The sequence below is a fragment of the Elusimicrobium simillimum genome (assembly GCF_049639735.1).
In the GTDB taxonomy this organism is placed as follows: domain Bacteria; phylum Elusimicrobiota; class Elusimicrobia; order Elusimicrobiales; family Elusimicrobiaceae; genus Elusimicrobium; species Elusimicrobium simillimum.
The window spans coordinates 498,471-514,710 of sequence record NZ_JBEVVA010000003.1 but is presented as its reverse complement, the minus strand read 5'-3'; the positions used below and the strand labels follow the sequence as shown (position 1 = coordinate 514,710).

The window sequence follows — 16,240 nt, the reverse complement described above, 5'->3', positions numbered from 1 at the left end:
TTTGTTTTTACAGCATTAATAAACTAATACTAAAAAGGATATATTTATGAAAGATTTTCAATCGCGCCGCAGCGCAGCAAAGATGGGAGGGTTCACTTTAATTGAACTTCTTGTGGTGGTGCTTATTATAGGCATACTTGCGGCAATTGCTTTGCCGCAATATACCAAAGCGGTAGAAAAATCCCGCGCGGCGGAAGCTTTGGTTGTTTTAAAAAGCATGCAAGACGCCGTAGACATATTTTTTATGGAAAATGGCGAGAACCCCACCTCGGTGGAGGACTTAAGTATTACCGTACCCGGCACAGTTGTTACCAAAACGTTTGGCGGTGATTATGATACTAAAGCAAACGGCTGCTCTGATACAAAAAATTTCCTTTACTGCATAAACTCTTCTACAAGCATACATTATTTTACCGGAACAGTTTTTGCTATAAGCAATAAAAATTCGCTAAAGCTCGCACGGTTAAAAGACGGCACAATTTACTGTTCGTGCCATGGCTGTAACGGCGGGCCGTATGAGGAACCTGTTGGTAAAATATGCAAGTCTTTAGGTTTGTCTTCCGGCAGGCCGGCTGGCCCGTGTTATACCGGCGGCGATATTTGCTACTAAGCTTCCGCACGTAATATTAACAAAACAAATAACCCCCGGCGCAGCCGGGGGTTTTATTATAAAAGATACTTTTTAAGCGGGTTAACTTTATACATCAGGGATATTATGAGACCCGACAGCAAGAATATAGCTGCCGAGGCCAGCGCGATAGTAATAACAGAACAAAAATTTAATATTTTAAACAAACCAAACCTTGCCGCCGCCTCCACAATAATAATGTGCAGCATATAAATGCCAAGACTGCAGTATGCAAGTTTATGCGTGTAGGAAATAAAGGCAGCGCCGGGCTTAAAATTTTCAAAAACATCTTTACAAAGCACAAATACCCCGGCCCCCAGCAGAAACGCGAAGGGCGACACAGCGGACCCGTGCATAGCGTAATAAAACACTCTTGAGTTTTGCTCATTATAATAAGCGTATGTCCCCCACGCCATAAACAATAGTGACAGCGCCGCCAAAACATATAACACATACTTTACATTTTTGCTTACACCGTAGTTATAAACGTAATAACCAAACACAAAATGCGCGCCGAATATAAGCATAGGCAGTTTAATAAGCGTAATAAAATCCGCCAGTAACGCCGTTGGCCAAACAGCCTGGGCAACGGGCAGACACAAAGCGAAAACAAAAGAAATAAGCATAAAGTATTCCAGCAGTTTTTTATTATTCTGCGCCGTAATTGCCCTAAACACGGGGGTAATAATATACAGGCCTATAATCATGGGCAAAAACCAATACATCTTTACAGAAACCCAAAAAGACGCCGCCAGTTTAGCCGCCGGCACGCCGCCCAGCCACGCGTCCACAACAAGCGTTCTTATTAAAGCCCAGCCAATAAGCACGGTTAATATCCTAAATATATATTTTGTATAAATACTTTTTATGGTTATATTTTTAGCCGGAGAAAGAAAAAATATGCCGCTTATCATAACAAACACCGGCACGGCGTAGCGGGCCGCCGCTATATATATGTCCGCCGCAAACCAGTTAACGCCGCCATATTTTAAACCGCCCATAATATAGGAGGCGGTGTGTATAAACACTATGGCCAAGGCCGACGCCACACGCAAAATATCCAGCCATAAAATTCTGTTTGTATCTTTTGTTTGGTTCATATATTTTTAAATTTTCCGTTTATAAAATTTACGTTACTTAAGCAGTATTATAATACCATTCTAACAAATCTTACAATAGCAAGCCCCGCGTCCGCCTGCGGACGCGGGGCTTTGCATTAGCATTACTTTACATCATACATACCGTTGGTATGGGGGCCTACAACCATAATCTTTTTGGCGTCAGGGAAGTGGGCCACTTCAAGCGGGTTATTAGTATCAAAATCAAGGTATACCAGCTTTTCAGTGTCAGAGGCGTTGCGTATAACGTGCGCGCCCTTCTCGCCTGTTGGGAAGGTAACGGCGTCGCCGGCTTTTACGGCAACATCACCGTCAATTGTTCTGACAATGCCGGTGCCGCTGATTATATAGAAAATCTCCTCATTAAGCTCATGGTAATGGTAGCCAAAGGCAAAGCTGCCCGGTTCCACCTCCACAAAGCCGGCGGTGCACTGCCCGGCCTCTTCACGGGGGAAAAGCGCTTTATAGGTAAATTTATTGCCGTCTTGCCCCATTTCCACCCCTTTAATATCTTTATAATTTTGTACTTTAAGTTCTTTCATAATACTCCTCCGTTTATTAAAAGCAGTGTTGCGTTACTGCGTTATTAGGTATATAATAGTTGTATTGGTTTCTTTTGTAAAGTAGGCACCTTAAAGTAGTGTAGGTACCTAAAAGTAAGAATTGAAAGGAGTTTTTATGTTTGATAAAAGTGATTTACCCGCCTGCCCGTCCGCCAGCGCGGTAAAGGTAATAGGCAGCAAATGGAAGCTGATGATACTGCGTGATTTAATGAGCGGCACCAAGCGCTACAATGAACTGCGTAAAAGCATTTCCCCCATCAGCCAAAAGGTACTTACGGAAAACCTTAAAGAAATGACAGACTGCGGCATAGTAACCCGCACCGCCTACGCTGAGGTACCGCCAAGGGTAGAATACAGCCTTACTAAAATAGGCGCCCAAATGCGCCCCATATTTGACAGCCTGGCCCAATGGGGCGCGCTGTACCAAAAGGCCGTTAAAAACAAACGTTAATTTTATTTCCCCAAGCTAAGCGGTTTGCCTTCTAAATATTCTGCTAAAAGAAAAACGCACCAGCGGCCCCGCGCAAAAAATTTGCAAACATAAAGCAAAGGCAAAATTACGCGCCAGGCATTCCAGCCACTGCATAGGCAGCTGCCAGCTTACGCCATGGTGCATGACGCTAACATATAAAGTCATTGTTGGCGCCATAATCAGCACGGTGCATAACCCCATGGCGGCGGCTATGAAGGCCTTCTTTTCTTTTTTAACGTCTATAACGCGCGGCAGCAGCATAAGCGCCAGCGGCCCGCCAAAATATCTTTGTATAAAAAACGCCCCCGCGGCCTCCGGCCACATGGTAAGCGCGGCTTTTATAAAAATAAAATAATCAAAACCGTTTTTTAAAATGGCGTTGTATAAAGTCATACAGTACACCATTACAAAAACCATTATTAAAGCGAAAACTAATCCTTCAAACTTATTTTGCGGCATATTTTATAACACTCTCCCATAAAAATAAACGAGCGGTGAAAATCAACTGGTCTTACGTGATTTTCACCGCTCGTTTAATATATTATAGCATTTTAATTTTTCTTAGTACCCGCGCTACTTACCAGCAAAGTCTGAAATGCGGTTAAGCGACTCTAACGCCATCGCCCAAGTCATATTTTGTTTGGGTTTAAAATACCCTTCGTGCTTCCACAGGCCAAGCGTAGTACCAAGCTCTATTTTAGTAAGCGTGGCGCAGTCAATCTCGCCGCCGTCTTTGTATGTGGTGTCGCAGGTGGTGGCGTTGTTTTGGTATGATACACCGCAGGAATCCATGGCGATATTGCCCATTTCCTCACGTTTAATAGTGTTTGCGGGGTAAAAATTGCCTTTAGCGTCCAGGCTCATCATTTCCTCTTCAATTACCGCGCCTACAAGTTTGTAGTCCGGGGAAGAAGCGTCTATGTCCGCTATTTTTACCGCTTTTTTAGGCTCCTTTAAATCCCATAAACGGGCCAGCATTCTGGCAAGTTCCACACGCGTGATATCAGCGTTAAGGTTAATGGGCATGGTTTCATCAATAATATCCTTAGACGCCAGCCTTGCCGCTTGCAGCGCGGCCGTTTCATTACCCGTAATACCGTTGGTATTTGCAGAAGAAATTATTTTGTAAGGAATAGATTTATTCATTCTTCCGTTTTTATCAGTCGCGCTAAGCACAATATATTTACCTGCTGCTGCAGCTGGCACTTTAAACGTTTTGCCTTTGGCGGCCTGTAAATAAAGTCCGTCTTTTTTATCAGCCATAAACCAGTTGTATTTAAGCTGCGACGCTTTACCCGCTATTAACAGCGCGTCCGCCGTAACTTTTTGCCCGGGCGCGGTAATGCCAAGCACGCGCACCTCTGTAGGCGACGGGTATGCAACGCCGTTGATTGTAACATTTTCCATCACGGCGTCTTTGGCCCAGTTCATAGCGCGCACGGGGTGTTTAACACCGCTTATTTCAAGGTTACGCAGTACAAGGCCTGTTATGGGGGATTCCTCAAAGGCTTCTAAGAAAATGCCGTATGTGCCGCCCTTTGATTTAACGTTTTCAATAACAATATTTTTAAACTCAGGCGTAAAAGCGCCGTTGCGGCCCTCGGAGTAAAGCATAGTGCCGTGTATGACAGATGCGTTTACGTTTTCTATTACAGAGTTTCTTAAATAAATATTTTCAATAGTGCCGCCGCGTTTTGCGTTTGTTTTAAGGCGCAGCGGGAAGGTTAAATCAAGGCTGTCAAAATGGTTGCCGTCGGCAAATACGTTTCTTACGCCGCCGCTCATTTCTGACCCTATTGCAATGCCGCCGTGGCCGGCTTTCATTTCATTATTTAAAATTAAAATATTTTGGCTGGGCACATTAATTTCGCGCCCGTCTCTGTCACGGCCGGATTTAATGGCTATGCAGTCGTCACCGCTGTCAAAATAGTTTTCTTCAATTAAAACGTAGTTGCAGCTTTCGGGGTCAACACCGTCTGTGTTGGTGCCGTAGGAGTTAAGCGTCATACGGCGCACTATAATATTTTCTGACAAAACGGGGTTTACCTGCCACATGGGCGAACGGGTTAAAGTAACGCCCTCAAGCAGTACGTTTTTACAGTTAATTACCTGTATAAAGTTGGGGCGCAGGTACCACCCATCACCGTAAATACGGTCTTTTACAGGCACACCGTCGTTATTTTGCTGACGGGTTTTCTCCATACCGGGGGTTTGAAGTTCGGTCTTTTTGTCGGTGCCGGGCACGGGTATTTTGTTTCGCCAGTTCCACCAAGTATCTTTATAATTAGCCTGGCCGTCCAACACGCCTTTACCTGTCAAACCTATGTTTGTGGCGCCGTTGGCGTAAATAAGAGGGCTGTAGTTATATATGGGGGTAGCTTCCCAATGGGTGTAAACTATGGGGTAGTTTTTCTCATTAATTTCTTTGGTAAAAAGCAGTTTAGAGTCAGCGTCTTCAAGATGCAAGTTAACATTGGAAAGCAGTGTTATGGCGCCTGTATCAAAATCGCCCTTAGGCACTATTACCGTGCCGCCGCCCTTTTCATGCACGGCTTTAATAGCGTTTTGTATGGCGGCGGTATCCAGCTTGCCGTCGCCGGGTACAGCGCCGAAATCTTTAATATTTACGCAGTAGTCCGGGAAAACCGGTTCTTTAATATGCGTTCTTATTTCCTCAGCCATGCTCCAGGTAAGCGGCGCGGCGCACGCGGCGGCGGCAAGGCCTGTCAAGGCTAAGAAAGCAAAAAAAACTTTTAAACAATTTTTGTTCATTAAGATCTCCTTTAATGCATTTTGCCTTAAAATTATAATGTTTATTAATTGTACTGTCAATTTAGGCTATAATTAAAATATGCGCCAAATTAAACTGCTTCTTATATTACCTTTTATATTAACGCTTTACGCATGCGGGTCAAAAAGTTTGCACTGTAACCTGCATGTTATAGATTTAATGAAACAGCGCGGCATATATTTGCCTAACACCACCGCTAACGGCATAGACAAATATTTGCAAACATCGCCTAAATGGTACCGCATAACCCGCCTGCAAAACGGCAAGCTAAACCACGCCTCCGCATATGAGGAAGCCAGAAAAGGCAAAACCGTGCTTGCCACTTATAATACGGGGACAGCGGCAAACGGCCATATTGTTATGATCTACGGTAAAAAGAAAATGCAGTGGAGTTCTACTTTTAAAGCAAGCGTGCCGTATGCCTCCGGCAGCGTAAAGGGGCGCAAGGCTTCAATAACATTATTATCACAACAGTTCAGCGCCGCCAAAGAGCCCAAGATGAGTTACTACGTTTATAAGGATAAGTAAAAAGATTGTTTACCCGTTTTGCAAAACAAAAAGGCCGCCCATTAGGCGGCCTTTTAAATTTAGTTTATTTAATCAACTTCATAATTTAAAGTAACAGCCGCTTTTATGTTTACCATGCCCGCGGCCAAATCACCGTTATCACCGCCGCCGTCGTAATTTTGCGTCATGTTCTGCGACACATTGCTCATCATGCGCGCGCCATAGTAGCCGCCGTAACTATTCTCGCTCATGTTTACAACTTTGCCCAGTTTAATACCTGCCGCTTTGGTTAAAAGCGCGGCTTTTTCCTGCGCGTGCTTTATGGCAAGCAGGCGGGCCTCGTCGCGGTATTTACGCATTTCGGTTGAATAGAAATTAATATTCTCCACTTTATTTATACCCAAATCTAAAAGACCGTAAAGTATAGTGTCGTATTTAGATAAGTCTTCCAACGTTATAGTTATTGTCTGGCTAAAATCATATTCAACAATATCCCCGCTGTTTTTAGAAACCGAGGAACTGTACTTGCTTCTATATATGGGGCTTATGTTTATATTTTGCATCTGAATATATTTATCAGCCACGCCGTTTTTCTTGACAAAAGCTATCGCGTCGGCAATAGTTTTTCTCATATTCTCTTTACCCTGGTTAAGCTTAGACACGCGCTCATAAACGCCAAAGGTTAAGGCCACTCTGTTGGGTTTTATACGCACCTCGGCGTCAGCGTTTACGCTGAAAATCTGCTTATCTTCTTTAGCGCACACTACGCCGGCGCAAACAAACAACATCATAATAACAGCTATATATTTTTTCATAATATCCTCCATATATTTATGGTAGTAATAAACCTGTCTCCTTGACAACACCTTATATAAGCAATACACTGGTGGTGTAACTAATTTTTACTACAAGGGGTGAAGTATGATTAAGTCAGGCACAGCAATGTTAAAGGTATTGGAAGACTGGGGAGTGGACCACATTTACGGTATACCCGGCGGTTCTATCAACTCTATTATGAACGCCTTATATGAAGGCCGTTCCAAAGTAAAATATATACAGGTACGCCACGAGGAAGTTGGCGCCATGGCCGCCGCGACCGACGCTAAGCTTACAGGCAAAATAGGCGTGTGTTTCGGCTCCGCAGGCCCGGGCGCGACACATTTATTTAACGGCCTATATGACGCGCAGATGGATAATGTACCCGTGCTTGCCATTATAGGCCAGGTGGCCTCAACCGCTATGAACTACGACGCGTTTCAAGAACTTAACGAAAACCCAATGTTTACCGATGTCAGCGTTTACAACCGCACAGTAATGACGCCGCAAAGTTTACCGCATGTTATTGACGAGGCCATCCGCCGCGCCTATGAGCGCAAAGGCGTAGCCGTGGTAACAGTACCCGTAGACTACGGTTATATGGATATTGAAGATGAACAAGTTTCCACCGCCAAAAACCACCGTACGGGTTTACCTATGCCGGACCCAAAAGACGTAGCCGCCGCCGTTAAGCTTATTGAAGCGGCAGAGCGCCCCGTGCTTTACGCTGGCCAAGGTACACGCGGCGCGGCTGATGAAGTTATAAAACTTTCAGAATATTACAGCATGCCTATAGTGCACTCCGTTTTGGCTAAAGGCATAGTGCCTGATAACACGCCAAGCTTTATGGGCATGGCGGGCCGCTTGTCTACCAAGCCCGCTAATGAGGCGCTGTTAAACTCCGACCTTATAGTTTTTATAGGCAGCGACTTTCCGTTTGCAAAATATTTCTTCCCAAAATCAGCTAAGTTTATACAGATAGACATAGACTCCTCCAAGCTTGGCAAACGCCATACAACAGACGTAGCCATACTTGGCGACGCTAAAGAAACTATGAAGCAGCTTGTCTCAGGCGGCAAAAAGAAAGAGCCTACAAAATGGTATCAAGCCAATTTAACCAACCGCCAAAATTGGCTCAAGTGGATGCACAGCTTTGATAATAGGACAGACGTACCGGTGCGCCCGGAGCCTGTGTTTAAAGAAATTAACCGCATAGCGGAGGCCGACGCTATTTTTATAACCGACGTTGGCAACTGCACAATATTTGCCGTAAGGTTTTTGGACATGAACGGCAAACAACAGTTTACAACTTCCGGCCTGTTTGCCACTATGGGCTACGGCGTGCCGGGCGGGATAGCCGCTAAACTCAGCTACCCAAACCGCCAGGTTTTTACGCTTAGCGGCGACGGCGCTTTTGCCATGGTTATGCAGGATATTATTACACAGGTTAAATATAAACTGCCGGTAATTAACGTGGTGTTTTCTAATGATTCGCTTGGTTTTATTGACGCTGAACAAGAAGATACCAAACAACCAAAATACGGTGTGGACCTGCTGGGCGCGGACTACGCCAAAATAGGCGAGGCCATGGGTGCCAAAGGCTACACCGTTACAAAGTATGAACAGTTGGCAAAAGTATTTGACGAAGCCAAAGCCGCCACTGTCCCCGTAGTAATAGATATTAAACTGGAAAACAAACGCCCTTTCCCCGCTGAAAAAATGGAACTGGATTCTGACAAGTTTTCTAAAGAGCAAATAGACGCGTTTACAAAACGCTATGAAGTAAAAGACATGCCAACATTAAAAGAATTGCTTAAATAAAAAATGTAGTTATTAGTGCAGTTGTGTTAGTGAATTTCACAGGATTTTGAGTAGATTATGAATTTTCTTTCTTTTTGGCACACTTGGTGCGGGAACACGGTGGGTGTGGTAAAAAGAAAAAATTCATAATCCGCCAAAAGCCGAAGAAATTATATTCCTTTTCTTGAAACCTCAGCGAGCGCAGAGAGCGAAGCAGTTGGGACGCGAAGCGCAAAAAACAAAACATACATATCAATCTTAAATTTTTGTCCCAACTGACTTTTTTACATAATCTGGCGGCCTATGGGCGTATCTTGCCCGGGGTCCAGCAATACAACATCCCCCTCGCCGTCCACCGCGCCAAGCACAAGGCACTCGCTTTTAAAACCGGCTATCCTTTTAGGCGGCAGGCCAAGCACGGCTACTATACGGCGGTTAAGCAGTTTTTCCTCGTTATACCTGCGCGTAAGCTGGGCGGACGTTACCCTTGTACCGCAAGGGCCAAAGTCAATCTCCAGTTTGTAAGCGGGTACTCTTGCTCCTTCAAAAAACTCTACCTTTGTAATCACGCCTACTCGTATATCTAACCCAAGCAAATCTGTAATTTCAGCCATTATTCCTTCCAGCCCCAGGGATAGCCGGGGTGCGCCTTAACAGGTTTTGTTAAATCGAATTTTACGCTAAAAAATCTTTCTGTGCCCATGCGGCGCAGGTTGTAGGTAAAAGATGTGCCGTCAACGGTTATCCACCACACGTTTGGCGCGGCGTAGGCTATCATATCTGTAGTTTCCTGGTCGGCCGGGAACACCTGCATTGTCGGGCTGCCCGCGTTGCTTGTTATGCCGCCGTACATTGTTACATCGTCCGATGTGCCGTCTTTATGCCTGTGGTCATGCTTTAACAGTATTTTGTCGCCCTTTAACGTCAGTACCCATGTTCTTGATTTATCTTCGTCTACAAAAAACGGTATTCTGATTTCATTTTTCTTGCAGGAAAGCACGTTCATTACAAGTTTTGCGTCTTTAAAAGGCGCTTCGTCCCCGCCCGCAACCGCAACACCCTCATACGTGTTGCCGCAGTGTTTTTTAAGCTCGTTAAAAAATTTTTGCGCGTTATTTTCTTTTTTGGCAAACGCCATAGCGGGCATAAGTAAAGCCGCCACAAGCAGTAATGTGATTTTTTTCATAAATCCTCCTAATAGTTTTATTTATTATATAAAAATGCTATTTGACACCGTGCATCCATTTAGTAAGTCTGCCCGATATCAGCCATATTATAAAAGCGCAGCCAATCGCGCATAGCGCCGGCACGCTAAAAAACTTCGCCAGCTTAGCCTCGTTATAAAACCCGGCGTACACGCCGCCCAAAAGCCCGCCCAAAAAGTTGCCCGTAAACCAAATGCCCATAAACATAACGCCATACCTGGCGGGCGCCAGTTTGGTTATCATAGACAGCCCTACGGGCGATAAGCAAAGCTCGCCCAATACAGACACAAAGTAAAGGCCAGCCAGCCAAAACACGCTTATAACCGCTCCTGTCTTTTGATAAATATAAGCGCCTAAAACTATTATTAAAAATGACGCGCCCAGCAGCCCCAGCCCCCAGGCAAATTTAATTGGTGTAGACGGCTCCCGCACGCCAAGCTTGTTCCACAACCACGCGAATACGGGCGCCAAAATAATAACAAACAACGGCGGCAATGCCTGTAAAGAACCTGTGGTTATGTTAAAGCCGAACAAAGATTTGTTTGTGGCCCTCTCCGCAAACAGAGTAAGTGACGAGCCCGACTGCTCGTAAAACGCCCAAAAGAAAATGGTAAAAAAAGCAAAAATAAATATGGCCTTAATTCTGTCTTTTTCCTGCTGGGTAAGCGGTTCTTTTGATGCGGCGGCCCCGGCGGTTTTAACCGCGCGGTCACCTATGTGGCGCAGGTGCGTATTTTTTATAAAAAGGAACCACGCTAAACCTATGGCCATACCCACACCCGCCGCCATAAAACCGTATTTAAAAGCTATCCTCTCACCCAGGTAACTGCACACAAGCGGCGAGAGAAACGCGCCTATGTTTATGGCCATATAAAATATTGTAAACCCGGCGTCACGGCGGTGGTCGTTATCCCCGTATAAATCGCCCACCAAAGAAGTTAAATTAGGTTTAATAAACCCCACACCGCAAATAAGCAGCACCACGCCAATAGTAAAAGCCGCTTTGGCGGGCAAAATGTCGTAGGAGGCTATTGTAAACTGCCCCAGTATCATAAGCAGTGCGCCTATAATAACGCAGGCTTTTTTACTTAAAAAATGGTCTGCCGCTATGCCGCCAAATACCGGTGTAAGATAAACAAAAGCCATAAACAAACCGAATATTCTAAGCGCAGGCTGATCGCCAAAGCCTAAAGCGGGGCTTATCATAAACAGTACAAGTATTGTGCGCGCGCCGTAAAAACAAAACCTTTCACACAACTCAACGCCGGACAGCATGTATAATGCGCCCGGTTGGGATTTTTTAGTATTTTCTGTCATAGATTTTCCTTTAAGGGGTTAACTACACCCCCATTATAACATAGTAAGGTATAAAAAACCGCGCGATTTATACCGTCGGAGAATCGTAAAAATATGCTATAAATAAGTATGAAAAAACTTTTAATTATATTTACCCTGCTTACCTGCTGTGCCATATTGCGCGCGGAGCCCCGTGTCATACACACACTGGTTGCTTTATGCGATAACAAATACCAGGGCATAGTACCCGTGCCCGCAACTCTTGGCAACGGTCAAGACCCCAAAAACAACCTTTACTGGGGCGCTATGTACGGCGTAAAAAGCTATATCAACAGGCAGGAAAATTGGAAGCTTGTCTCAACGCAGAAAAACCCTAAAGACAAAATTTTAGAAAGAGTAATTTTTAAACACGCCACAAAAGACGTATATATAGTGGCCGACGCTTACGACGGCAAACATATAACAACCACCGTAAAAGATTTTTTTGAGTACGCTGCCGCTAATAAAAAAGAAGCTATTAAAGTTAAGGAAGTTACGCTTGAGGCCGGCGGCGGGGCAGGCCTGGTAGTGTTTGTAGGGCACGACGCTTTTATGGACGGCGCGATAACGACCGCAGAGGCCAAAGAGCCCAAACAAAACACTAAGCGCGACGCAGCTGTATTTGCCTGCAAGAGCAAACAATACTTTGGCACGCCGCTGGGTAAAACAGGTATACGCCCGTTAGTATTAACCACAGGCCTTATGGCGCCGGAGGCTTACAATTTACTCGCCCTGGCCAATGCCTGGGCTGAAAATAAAACAGCTGTACAAACGCACGAAGCGGTAGCGCAGGCATATAACAAATACCAAAAATGCGGCATAAAACCCGCCCGCAATTTATTTTATACCCAACAGTAAGAGCTGTTTACTATATAACAAAAAAACCGTCTCATGTTTAAACATGAGACGGTTTTTAAATGTTAAATTTTAATAGACGTAATTGTCATCACTTTCAAGTTTTCCTACAGAAGCGCAAACACTTTTACCTTTATCTGTTCTTGCCTCGCAAACTCTTTTAAGGTCCTGGTCCGGATGCCCGTCTTCATATGTCCAATTCAGACAATAATCATATTCCGCTGTTTGGTCAAACTGACCTCTGCAAGCAAACAACTCGTGGCCTCTTGTTTCCAAGGAATACCAAAAATTTTTTGACTGTCTTGCCAAAGTACCGTCTGCTTCGGGCAGTGCAAGGTCTATATCCAACTCATCCCAGAAGCACACTCCCTCTCCTTCCAAACTTCCGTTTGCTAAAGAGCATCTTACTAAAGAATCATAAATATTTTTCATGACTATATTAGCTTCAGCTAAGCGGGATTTCTCTACCGCTTTGGTATATTGCGGCAAAGAAATAGCCGCCAAAATACCAATAATTAAAACTACAACCAACAACTCAATCAGCGTAAACCCTTTCTTCATAATACATCCTCCGAAGTTTTATTATAACACAAATGCCCAACCCCATCAAGCAAAAGGCCCCAGTTTTACCGGGGCCTTTTTTATTACAAAGCGGCTTCTTCGGCTTCGCGCATTTCGTTCATGATTATTTGGTAGTTATTTACCACCGCGCCTACAAGTAAGTTAAGCAGTAAAAACGCGGATATACAAAACCAAAAAACATGAAACAGCGTAACTATGGTAGCCGGCACATGTATAAGCCCGCTGCGGCTGGCTTCTATAAGATTGTAGCGGATATCAGTCCAGTCTTCACCTGTGGTAACCCTGAAAAGCGTGAACATAGACTCATGCAAAGTACCGTACGGGTCGGGCGATATCTCGGGGCTGTTGGGCGCTACGGCGTAATGCGCCTGCAGTTTAGCCGCCATTTCCGCACCGCCGGCCTCGGCCGTAGGCATTTTAAATATTGTTACGCCTATTATGGCAAACAAATATAAAAATATGAAAAAGAAAAACGCGTTATAAGTTAAAGCTTTGAGCGAGCGCACCAACACGCTTACAATAAGTTTAACCTCATTGCTGGTTCTCATTAAACGTAAAACTCTAAACACTCTAAATATTCTCAGCGATGTTACCGCCGCGCTGTGGCCTATGAGTGATTCCGGCACCAAACTTATTAAAACAAGCGTAAGGTCAAACACGTTCCAACCGTTTTTAAAAAATTCTTTCATGCTGTCAGCGGCGATATAACGCAGCGTGATTTCCACCACAAATATCATTACGCATAACTGCTGCACCATGTGTATAGCAGGCGTTTTATGGTATGTTTCCACGCCTATTAAAATACAGTTTACTACGATTATAAAGTTGATAAACATCTCGAATATTTTGGACGTTGTCAACTTGCCTGACCAGTTTTTCATATATTAATTGCACCTTGTATTAATTTAGAATAACAACAAAATTCCCCCCGTAATGTCCCGGAGGGATTTTGTTGTTTATTTGATTTTAGAAATTGCCTGAACTGTAGTTGCTTTCTTCTTTAGTTATAAAAATATCATGCGGGTGCGATTCTTTAAGCCCGGCAGATGTTATTTTTACAAATTTGCCATTTTTTATAAGCTCGTCGATAGTTTTAACGCCGCAGTAACCCATAGCCGCCCTAAGACCGCCTACAAGCTGGTACACTACGTCCGCCACTGCGCCCCTATAAGGCACGCGGCCTTCTACGCCCTCGGGCACAAGTTTTTTTGAGCCTTCCTGAAAGTATCTGTCGCTGCTGCCCGAGCACATAGCCCCGGCAGACCCCATACCGCGGTACGCTTTAAAAGCGCGGCCGTTGTAAATAATATTTTCACCCGGTGACTCATTGGTGCCCGCAAAGAGCGAGCCCATCATACACACGCTTGCCCCCGCGGCTATAGCCTTGGCTATGTCGCCGGAAAATTTAATACCGCCGTCAGCTATTACAGGCACGCCGTATTTTGCGCCTACTTGGGCGCAGTCATAAATGGCGGTAACCTGCGGCATGCCTATGCCGGCTATTACTCTGGTCGTGCAAATAGCGCCGGGGCCAATGCCTACTTTAACAGCGTCTGCGCCTGCTTTAATCAGGTCCTCGGCCGCTGCTGCTGTGGCAACGTTGCCGGCTATTATTTGCGCTTCGGGAAAAGTTTTTTTAAGTTTGCTAAGCGCTTCCACCACGCCTTTACTGTGGCCGTGGGCTGTGTCTAAAACCAGCACGTCAACATTAGCGTTAAGCAGAGACTCCGCCCTTGCAAGCACGTCTTTGGTAATGCCGATGGCGGCGCCTACCAAAAGGCGGCCCTTTTCGTCTTTGGCGGAGTTGGGGTACAACACACCCTTTTCTATATCTTTAATTGTAATAAGGCCTTTTAAAATGCCTTTAGCGTCTACAAGCGGCAGTTTTTCTATTTTTTTGCCTCTTAAAATTTCTTTAGCTTCTTTAAGAGATGTGCCTACTTTAGCTGTTACAAGGTTGGTCTTGGTCATTATTTTAGAAATTAGTTTTGCGTTGTCTGTTTCAAAACGCATATCTCTGTTAGTAATAATGCCTACCAGCTTACCTTTGGCGTCCACTATCGGCACGCCTGAAATTTTGTATCTGGCCGTAAGCTCTTTAGCGTCGGCTAAAGTATTACTTGGGCTAAGTGAAAACGGGTCATAAATAACGCCGTTATCGCTGCGTTTAACACGGTCAACCTCTGCCGTTTGCGCGGCTATAGACATGTTTTTATGTATTATGCCGATACCGCCCTCACGCGCTATGGCTATGGCCATTTTGGATTCCGTCACCGTATCCATACCGGCGCTGACTAAGGGGATATTAAGCTTAATTTTTTTTGTAAGGTTTGTTTGCAGTTTTACATCTTTGGGCAACACTTCAGAATGTTGCGGTATTAAGAGCACGTCGTCGAAGGTTAAGGCTTCTTTTGAGAACTTGTCTTCCATTTTCTCTCCTGTAACGCTTTTTATTATTATACTTTTTTTAGTGTCCCAAGTCTACGCAGGATAATATTTTTTTGCTATCCTTTTTATATATTAATAAAAGGATAACCTATTATGACTATAAGCGCGGAAGAAAGAGTAAGACAAACTAACATAGTAACTTTCATTTGTATGGGCGGCAATATACTGTTGACCATTTTTAAGTTTGCCGCCGGTATACTTGGCGCCAGCGCCGCCATGGTGGCGGACGCTATGCACTCTTTCTCAGACATTTTTACTGATATTGTTTTACTTTTTGGCGTGCGCCTGGGCAGCCGCCCCGCCGATGAAGACCACCCATATGGCCACGGCAGGATAGAAACTTTTACCGCGCTTATAATTTCAGCCGTGCTTATAGCGGCCGCTGCGGGCATATTTATGAGCGGGGCAAAAGCAGTATATAACGTGCTTGGCGGCGGCACTTTGGCTAAGCCCGGTATGATAGCGCTTGTAATGGCGTTGATATCTATAATCTCAAAAGAGGCCATGTACCGCTACAGCCTGGCGGTGGGTAAAAAGATAGACAGCATGGCAGTGATATCAAACGCCTGGCATCACCGCAGCGACGCGTTTTCATCGGTAGCCACATTTATAGGCATAGGCGGGGCAATTGCGCTGGGCAGCAAGTGGACTATACTTGACCCCATTGCCGCCATGCTTGTAAGCGTGTTCATACTTATAGTAGGCCTTGAAATTGCAAAAAATTCTATAGAAGAACTGCTGGACAAAGCGCTGCCAAAAAAGAAAGTGGAAGAAATTTATAATATCTGCCTAAGCGTTGACGGCACAAGCAACCCGCACCACATAAAAACCAGAAAGATAGGCTACCGCATATCCATAGACATGCACGTAATGTTTGATAAAGATACGTCTTTCAAAGAAGTGTTTGTAAAAATGTGCGAGATAAGAGAAAAACTGAAAGAAGTTTTCGGCCAGGAAACATTTATATCAATCCACCCAAAGCCGTTTTAAAAATAAGTGCCTTTAATATTGCAACACTGAAAGAAGTGTGCCGCACTTCATTTATACATCGCTTTCAGATTTGGCTAAATTTCAATTTTCTTTAAGCGACATTCAAGTAGCGTAGCTACGGTGAGCTTCA

At 44.6% G+C, this 16,240-nt stretch carries 17 protein-coding genes; 6 read left to right on the top strand and 11 right to left on the bottom strand.

Annotated features, from left to right (window positions below):
• Nucleotides 1-46 precede the first annotated feature (46 nt).
• Nucleotides 47-610, top strand: coding sequence for a type IV pilin protein (locus AAIR98_RS03125; protein WP_423970796.1), 564 nt, complete (start codon nucleotides 47-49; stop codon nucleotides 608-610).
• A 56-nt stretch (nucleotides 611-666) separates the two neighbouring features.
• On the opposite strand, the gene AAIR98_RS03120 is transcribed toward AAIR98_RS03125, so the two are convergent.
• Nucleotides 667-1,728, bottom strand: coding sequence for an acyltransferase (locus AAIR98_RS03120; protein WP_423970794.1), 1,062 nt, complete (start codon nucleotides 1,726-1,728; stop codon nucleotides 667-669).
• Nucleotides 1,729-1,850: 122 nt separating this feature from the next.
• Nucleotides 1,851-2,288, bottom strand: a complete 438-nt coding sequence (locus AAIR98_RS03115) for a cupin domain-containing protein (protein ID WP_423970793.1) — start codon at nucleotides 2,286-2,288, stop codon at nucleotides 1,851-1,853.
• A gap of 136 nt (nucleotides 2,289-2,424) precedes the next feature.
• Here AAIR98_RS03115 and AAIR98_RS03110 point away from each other — a divergent pair, with 136 nt between their 5' ends.
• Nucleotides 2,425-2,760, top strand: a complete 336-nt coding sequence (locus AAIR98_RS03110) for a winged helix-turn-helix transcriptional regulator (protein ID WP_423970791.1) — start codon at nucleotides 2,425-2,427, stop codon at nucleotides 2,758-2,760.
• 15 nt (nucleotides 2,761-2,775) lie between these two features.
• On the opposite strand, the gene AAIR98_RS03105 is transcribed toward AAIR98_RS03110, so the two are convergent.
• A complete protein-coding gene (locus AAIR98_RS03105; RefSeq protein WP_423970790.1) occupies nucleotides 2,776-3,240 on the bottom strand; it encodes a DUF2798 domain-containing protein in 465 nt (154 codons plus the stop codon).
• A gap of 114 nt (nucleotides 3,241-3,354) precedes the next feature.
• Nucleotides 3,355-5,553 (bottom strand): glycosyl hydrolase family 28 protein, encoded by a 2,199-nt coding sequence (locus AAIR98_RS03100; protein ID WP_423970789.1) that lies wholly within the window; start codon nucleotides 5,551-5,553, stop codon nucleotides 3,355-3,357.
• A gap of 79 nt (nucleotides 5,554-5,632) precedes the next feature.
• Between AAIR98_RS03100 and AAIR98_RS03095 the strand changes: the two genes are divergently transcribed.
• On the top strand, nucleotides 5,633-6,100 hold the full coding sequence (locus AAIR98_RS03095; protein WP_423970788.1) for a hypothetical protein: 468 nt from the start codon (nucleotides 5,633-5,635) through the stop codon (nucleotides 6,098-6,100).
• Nucleotides 6,101-6,168: 68 nt separating this feature from the next.
• Here AAIR98_RS03095 and AAIR98_RS03090 read toward each other — a convergent pair whose 3' ends face one another.
• Nucleotides 6,169-6,894, bottom strand: a complete 726-nt coding sequence (locus AAIR98_RS03090; RefSeq protein ID WP_423970787.1) for an SIMPL domain-containing protein — start codon at nucleotides 6,892-6,894, stop codon at nucleotides 6,169-6,171.
• Nucleotides 6,895-7,000: 106 nt separating this feature from the next.
• On the opposite strand from AAIR98_RS03090, the gene spxB reads away from it, so the two are divergent.
• Complete coding sequence (gene spxB, locus AAIR98_RS03085) at nucleotides 7,001-8,716, top strand: pyruvate oxidase (protein ID WP_423970786.1); 1,716 nt, start codon at nucleotides 7,001-7,003, stop codon at nucleotides 8,714-8,716.
• Nucleotides 8,717-8,979: 263 nt separating this feature from the next.
• Here the strand turns inward: spxB and AAIR98_RS03080 are convergent, their stop codons facing one another.
• The 3 genes from AAIR98_RS03080 to AAIR98_RS03070 are packed head-to-tail and all read right to left on the bottom strand — an operon-like array spanning nucleotide 8,980 to nucleotide 11,217.
• On the bottom strand, nucleotides 8,980-9,309 hold the full coding sequence (locus AAIR98_RS03080; protein ID WP_423970785.1) for a tRNA-binding protein: 330 nt from the start codon (nucleotides 9,307-9,309) through the stop codon (nucleotides 8,980-8,982).
• A complete protein-coding gene (locus tag AAIR98_RS03075) occupies nucleotides 9,309-9,881 on the bottom strand; it encodes a hypothetical protein (RefSeq protein ID WP_423970784.1) in 573 nt (190 codons plus the stop codon). The genes AAIR98_RS03080 and AAIR98_RS03075 overlap by 1 nt, the downstream gene beginning before the upstream one ends.
• Before the next feature lie 37 nt (nucleotides 9,882-9,918).
• Nucleotides 9,919-11,217, bottom strand: coding sequence for a peptide MFS transporter (locus AAIR98_RS03070; RefSeq protein ID WP_423970783.1), 1,299 nt, complete (start codon nucleotides 11,215-11,217; stop codon nucleotides 9,919-9,921).
• Between the two features lie 108 nt (nucleotides 11,218-11,325).
• Here AAIR98_RS03070 and AAIR98_RS03065 point away from each other — a divergent pair, with 108 nt between their 5' ends.
• Nucleotides 11,326-12,093 (top strand): hypothetical protein, encoded by a 768-nt coding sequence (locus AAIR98_RS03065; RefSeq protein WP_423970782.1) that lies wholly within the window; start codon nucleotides 11,326-11,328, stop codon nucleotides 12,091-12,093.
• A 69-nt stretch (nucleotides 12,094-12,162) separates the two neighbouring features.
• Here AAIR98_RS03065 and AAIR98_RS03060 read toward each other — a convergent pair whose 3' ends face one another.
• The 3 genes from AAIR98_RS03060 to guaB all read right to left on the bottom strand — a co-directional run bounded on the left by AAIR98_RS03060 (nucleotide 12,163) and on the right by guaB (nucleotide 15,102).
• Entirely contained in the window at nucleotides 12,163-12,651 is a 489-nt protein-coding gene (locus AAIR98_RS03060; protein WP_423970781.1) for a type IV pilin protein, read from the bottom strand.
• A gap of 83 nt (nucleotides 12,652-12,734) precedes the next feature.
• Entirely contained in the window at nucleotides 12,735-13,553 is an 819-nt protein-coding gene (locus AAIR98_RS03055; RefSeq protein ID WP_423970780.1) for an ion transporter, read from the bottom strand.
• 85 nt (nucleotides 13,554-13,638) lie between these two features.
• A complete protein-coding gene (gene guaB, locus AAIR98_RS03050; protein ID WP_423970779.1) occupies nucleotides 13,639-15,102 on the bottom strand; it encodes an IMP dehydrogenase in 1,464 nt (487 codons plus the stop codon).
• Between the two features lie 111 nt (nucleotides 15,103-15,213).
• Here guaB and AAIR98_RS03045 point away from each other — a divergent pair, with 111 nt between their 5' ends.
• Complete coding sequence (locus AAIR98_RS03045; RefSeq protein WP_423970778.1) at nucleotides 15,214-16,110, top strand: cation diffusion facilitator family transporter; 897 nt, start codon at nucleotides 15,214-15,216, stop codon at nucleotides 16,108-16,110.
• Nucleotides 16,111-16,240: the final 130 nt, after the last annotated feature.

Bases quoted from the DNA above. Each gene is read 5' to 3' on its own strand.
- AAIR98_RS03125 (WP_423970796.1), top strand. From the start codon at position 47: ATGAAAGATTTTCAATCGCGCCGCAGCGCAGCAAAGATGGGAGGGTTC.
- AAIR98_RS03120 (WP_423970794.1), bottom strand. From the start codon at position 1,728: ATGAACCAAACAAAAGATACAAACAGAATTTTATGGCTGGATATTTTG.
- AAIR98_RS03115 (WP_423970793.1), bottom strand. From the start codon at position 2,288: ATGAAAGAACTTAAAGTACAAAATTATAAAGATATTAAAGGGGTGGAA.
- AAIR98_RS03110 (WP_423970791.1), top strand. From the start codon at position 2,425: ATGTTTGATAAAAGTGATTTACCCGCCTGCCCGTCCGCCAGCGCGGTA.
- AAIR98_RS03105 (WP_423970790.1), bottom strand. From the start codon at position 3,240: ATGCCGCAAAATAAGTTTGAAGGATTAGTTTTCGCTTTAATAATGGTT.
- AAIR98_RS03100 (WP_423970789.1), bottom strand. From the start codon at position 5,553: ATGAACAAAAATTGTTTAAAAGTTTTTTTTGCTTTCTTAGCCTTGACA.
- AAIR98_RS03095 (WP_423970788.1), top strand. From the start codon at position 5,633: ATGCGCCAAATTAAACTGCTTCTTATATTACCTTTTATATTAACGCTT.
- AAIR98_RS03090 (WP_423970787.1), bottom strand. From the start codon at position 6,894: ATGAAAAAATATATAGCTGTTATTATGATGTTGTTTGTTTGCGCCGGC.
- spxB (WP_423970786.1), top strand. From the start codon at position 7,001: ATGATTAAGTCAGGCACAGCAATGTTAAAGGTATTGGAAGACTGGGGA.
- AAIR98_RS03080 (WP_423970785.1), bottom strand. From the start codon at position 9,309: ATGGCTGAAATTACAGATTTGCTTGGGTTAGATATACGAGTAGGCGTG.
- AAIR98_RS03075 (WP_423970784.1), bottom strand. From the start codon at position 9,881: ATGAAAAAAATCACATTACTGCTTGTGGCGGCTTTACTTATGCCCGCT.
- AAIR98_RS03070 (WP_423970783.1), bottom strand. From the start codon at position 11,217: ATGACAGAAAATACTAAAAAATCCCAACCGGGCGCATTATACATGCTG.
- AAIR98_RS03065 (WP_423970782.1), top strand. From the start codon at position 11,326: ATGAAAAAACTTTTAATTATATTTACCCTGCTTACCTGCTGTGCCATA.
- AAIR98_RS03060 (WP_423970781.1), bottom strand. From the start codon at position 12,651: ATGAAGAAAGGGTTTACGCTGATTGAGTTGTTGGTTGTAGTTTTAATT.
- AAIR98_RS03055 (WP_423970780.1), bottom strand. From the start codon at position 13,553: ATGAAAAACTGGTCAGGCAAGTTGACAACGTCCAAAATATTCGAGATG.
- guaB (WP_423970779.1), bottom strand. From the start codon at position 15,102: ATGGAAGACAAGTTCTCAAAAGAAGCCTTAACCTTCGACGACGTGCTC.
- AAIR98_RS03045 (WP_423970778.1), top strand. From the start codon at position 15,214: ATGACTATAAGCGCGGAAGAAAGAGTAAGACAAACTAACATAGTAACT.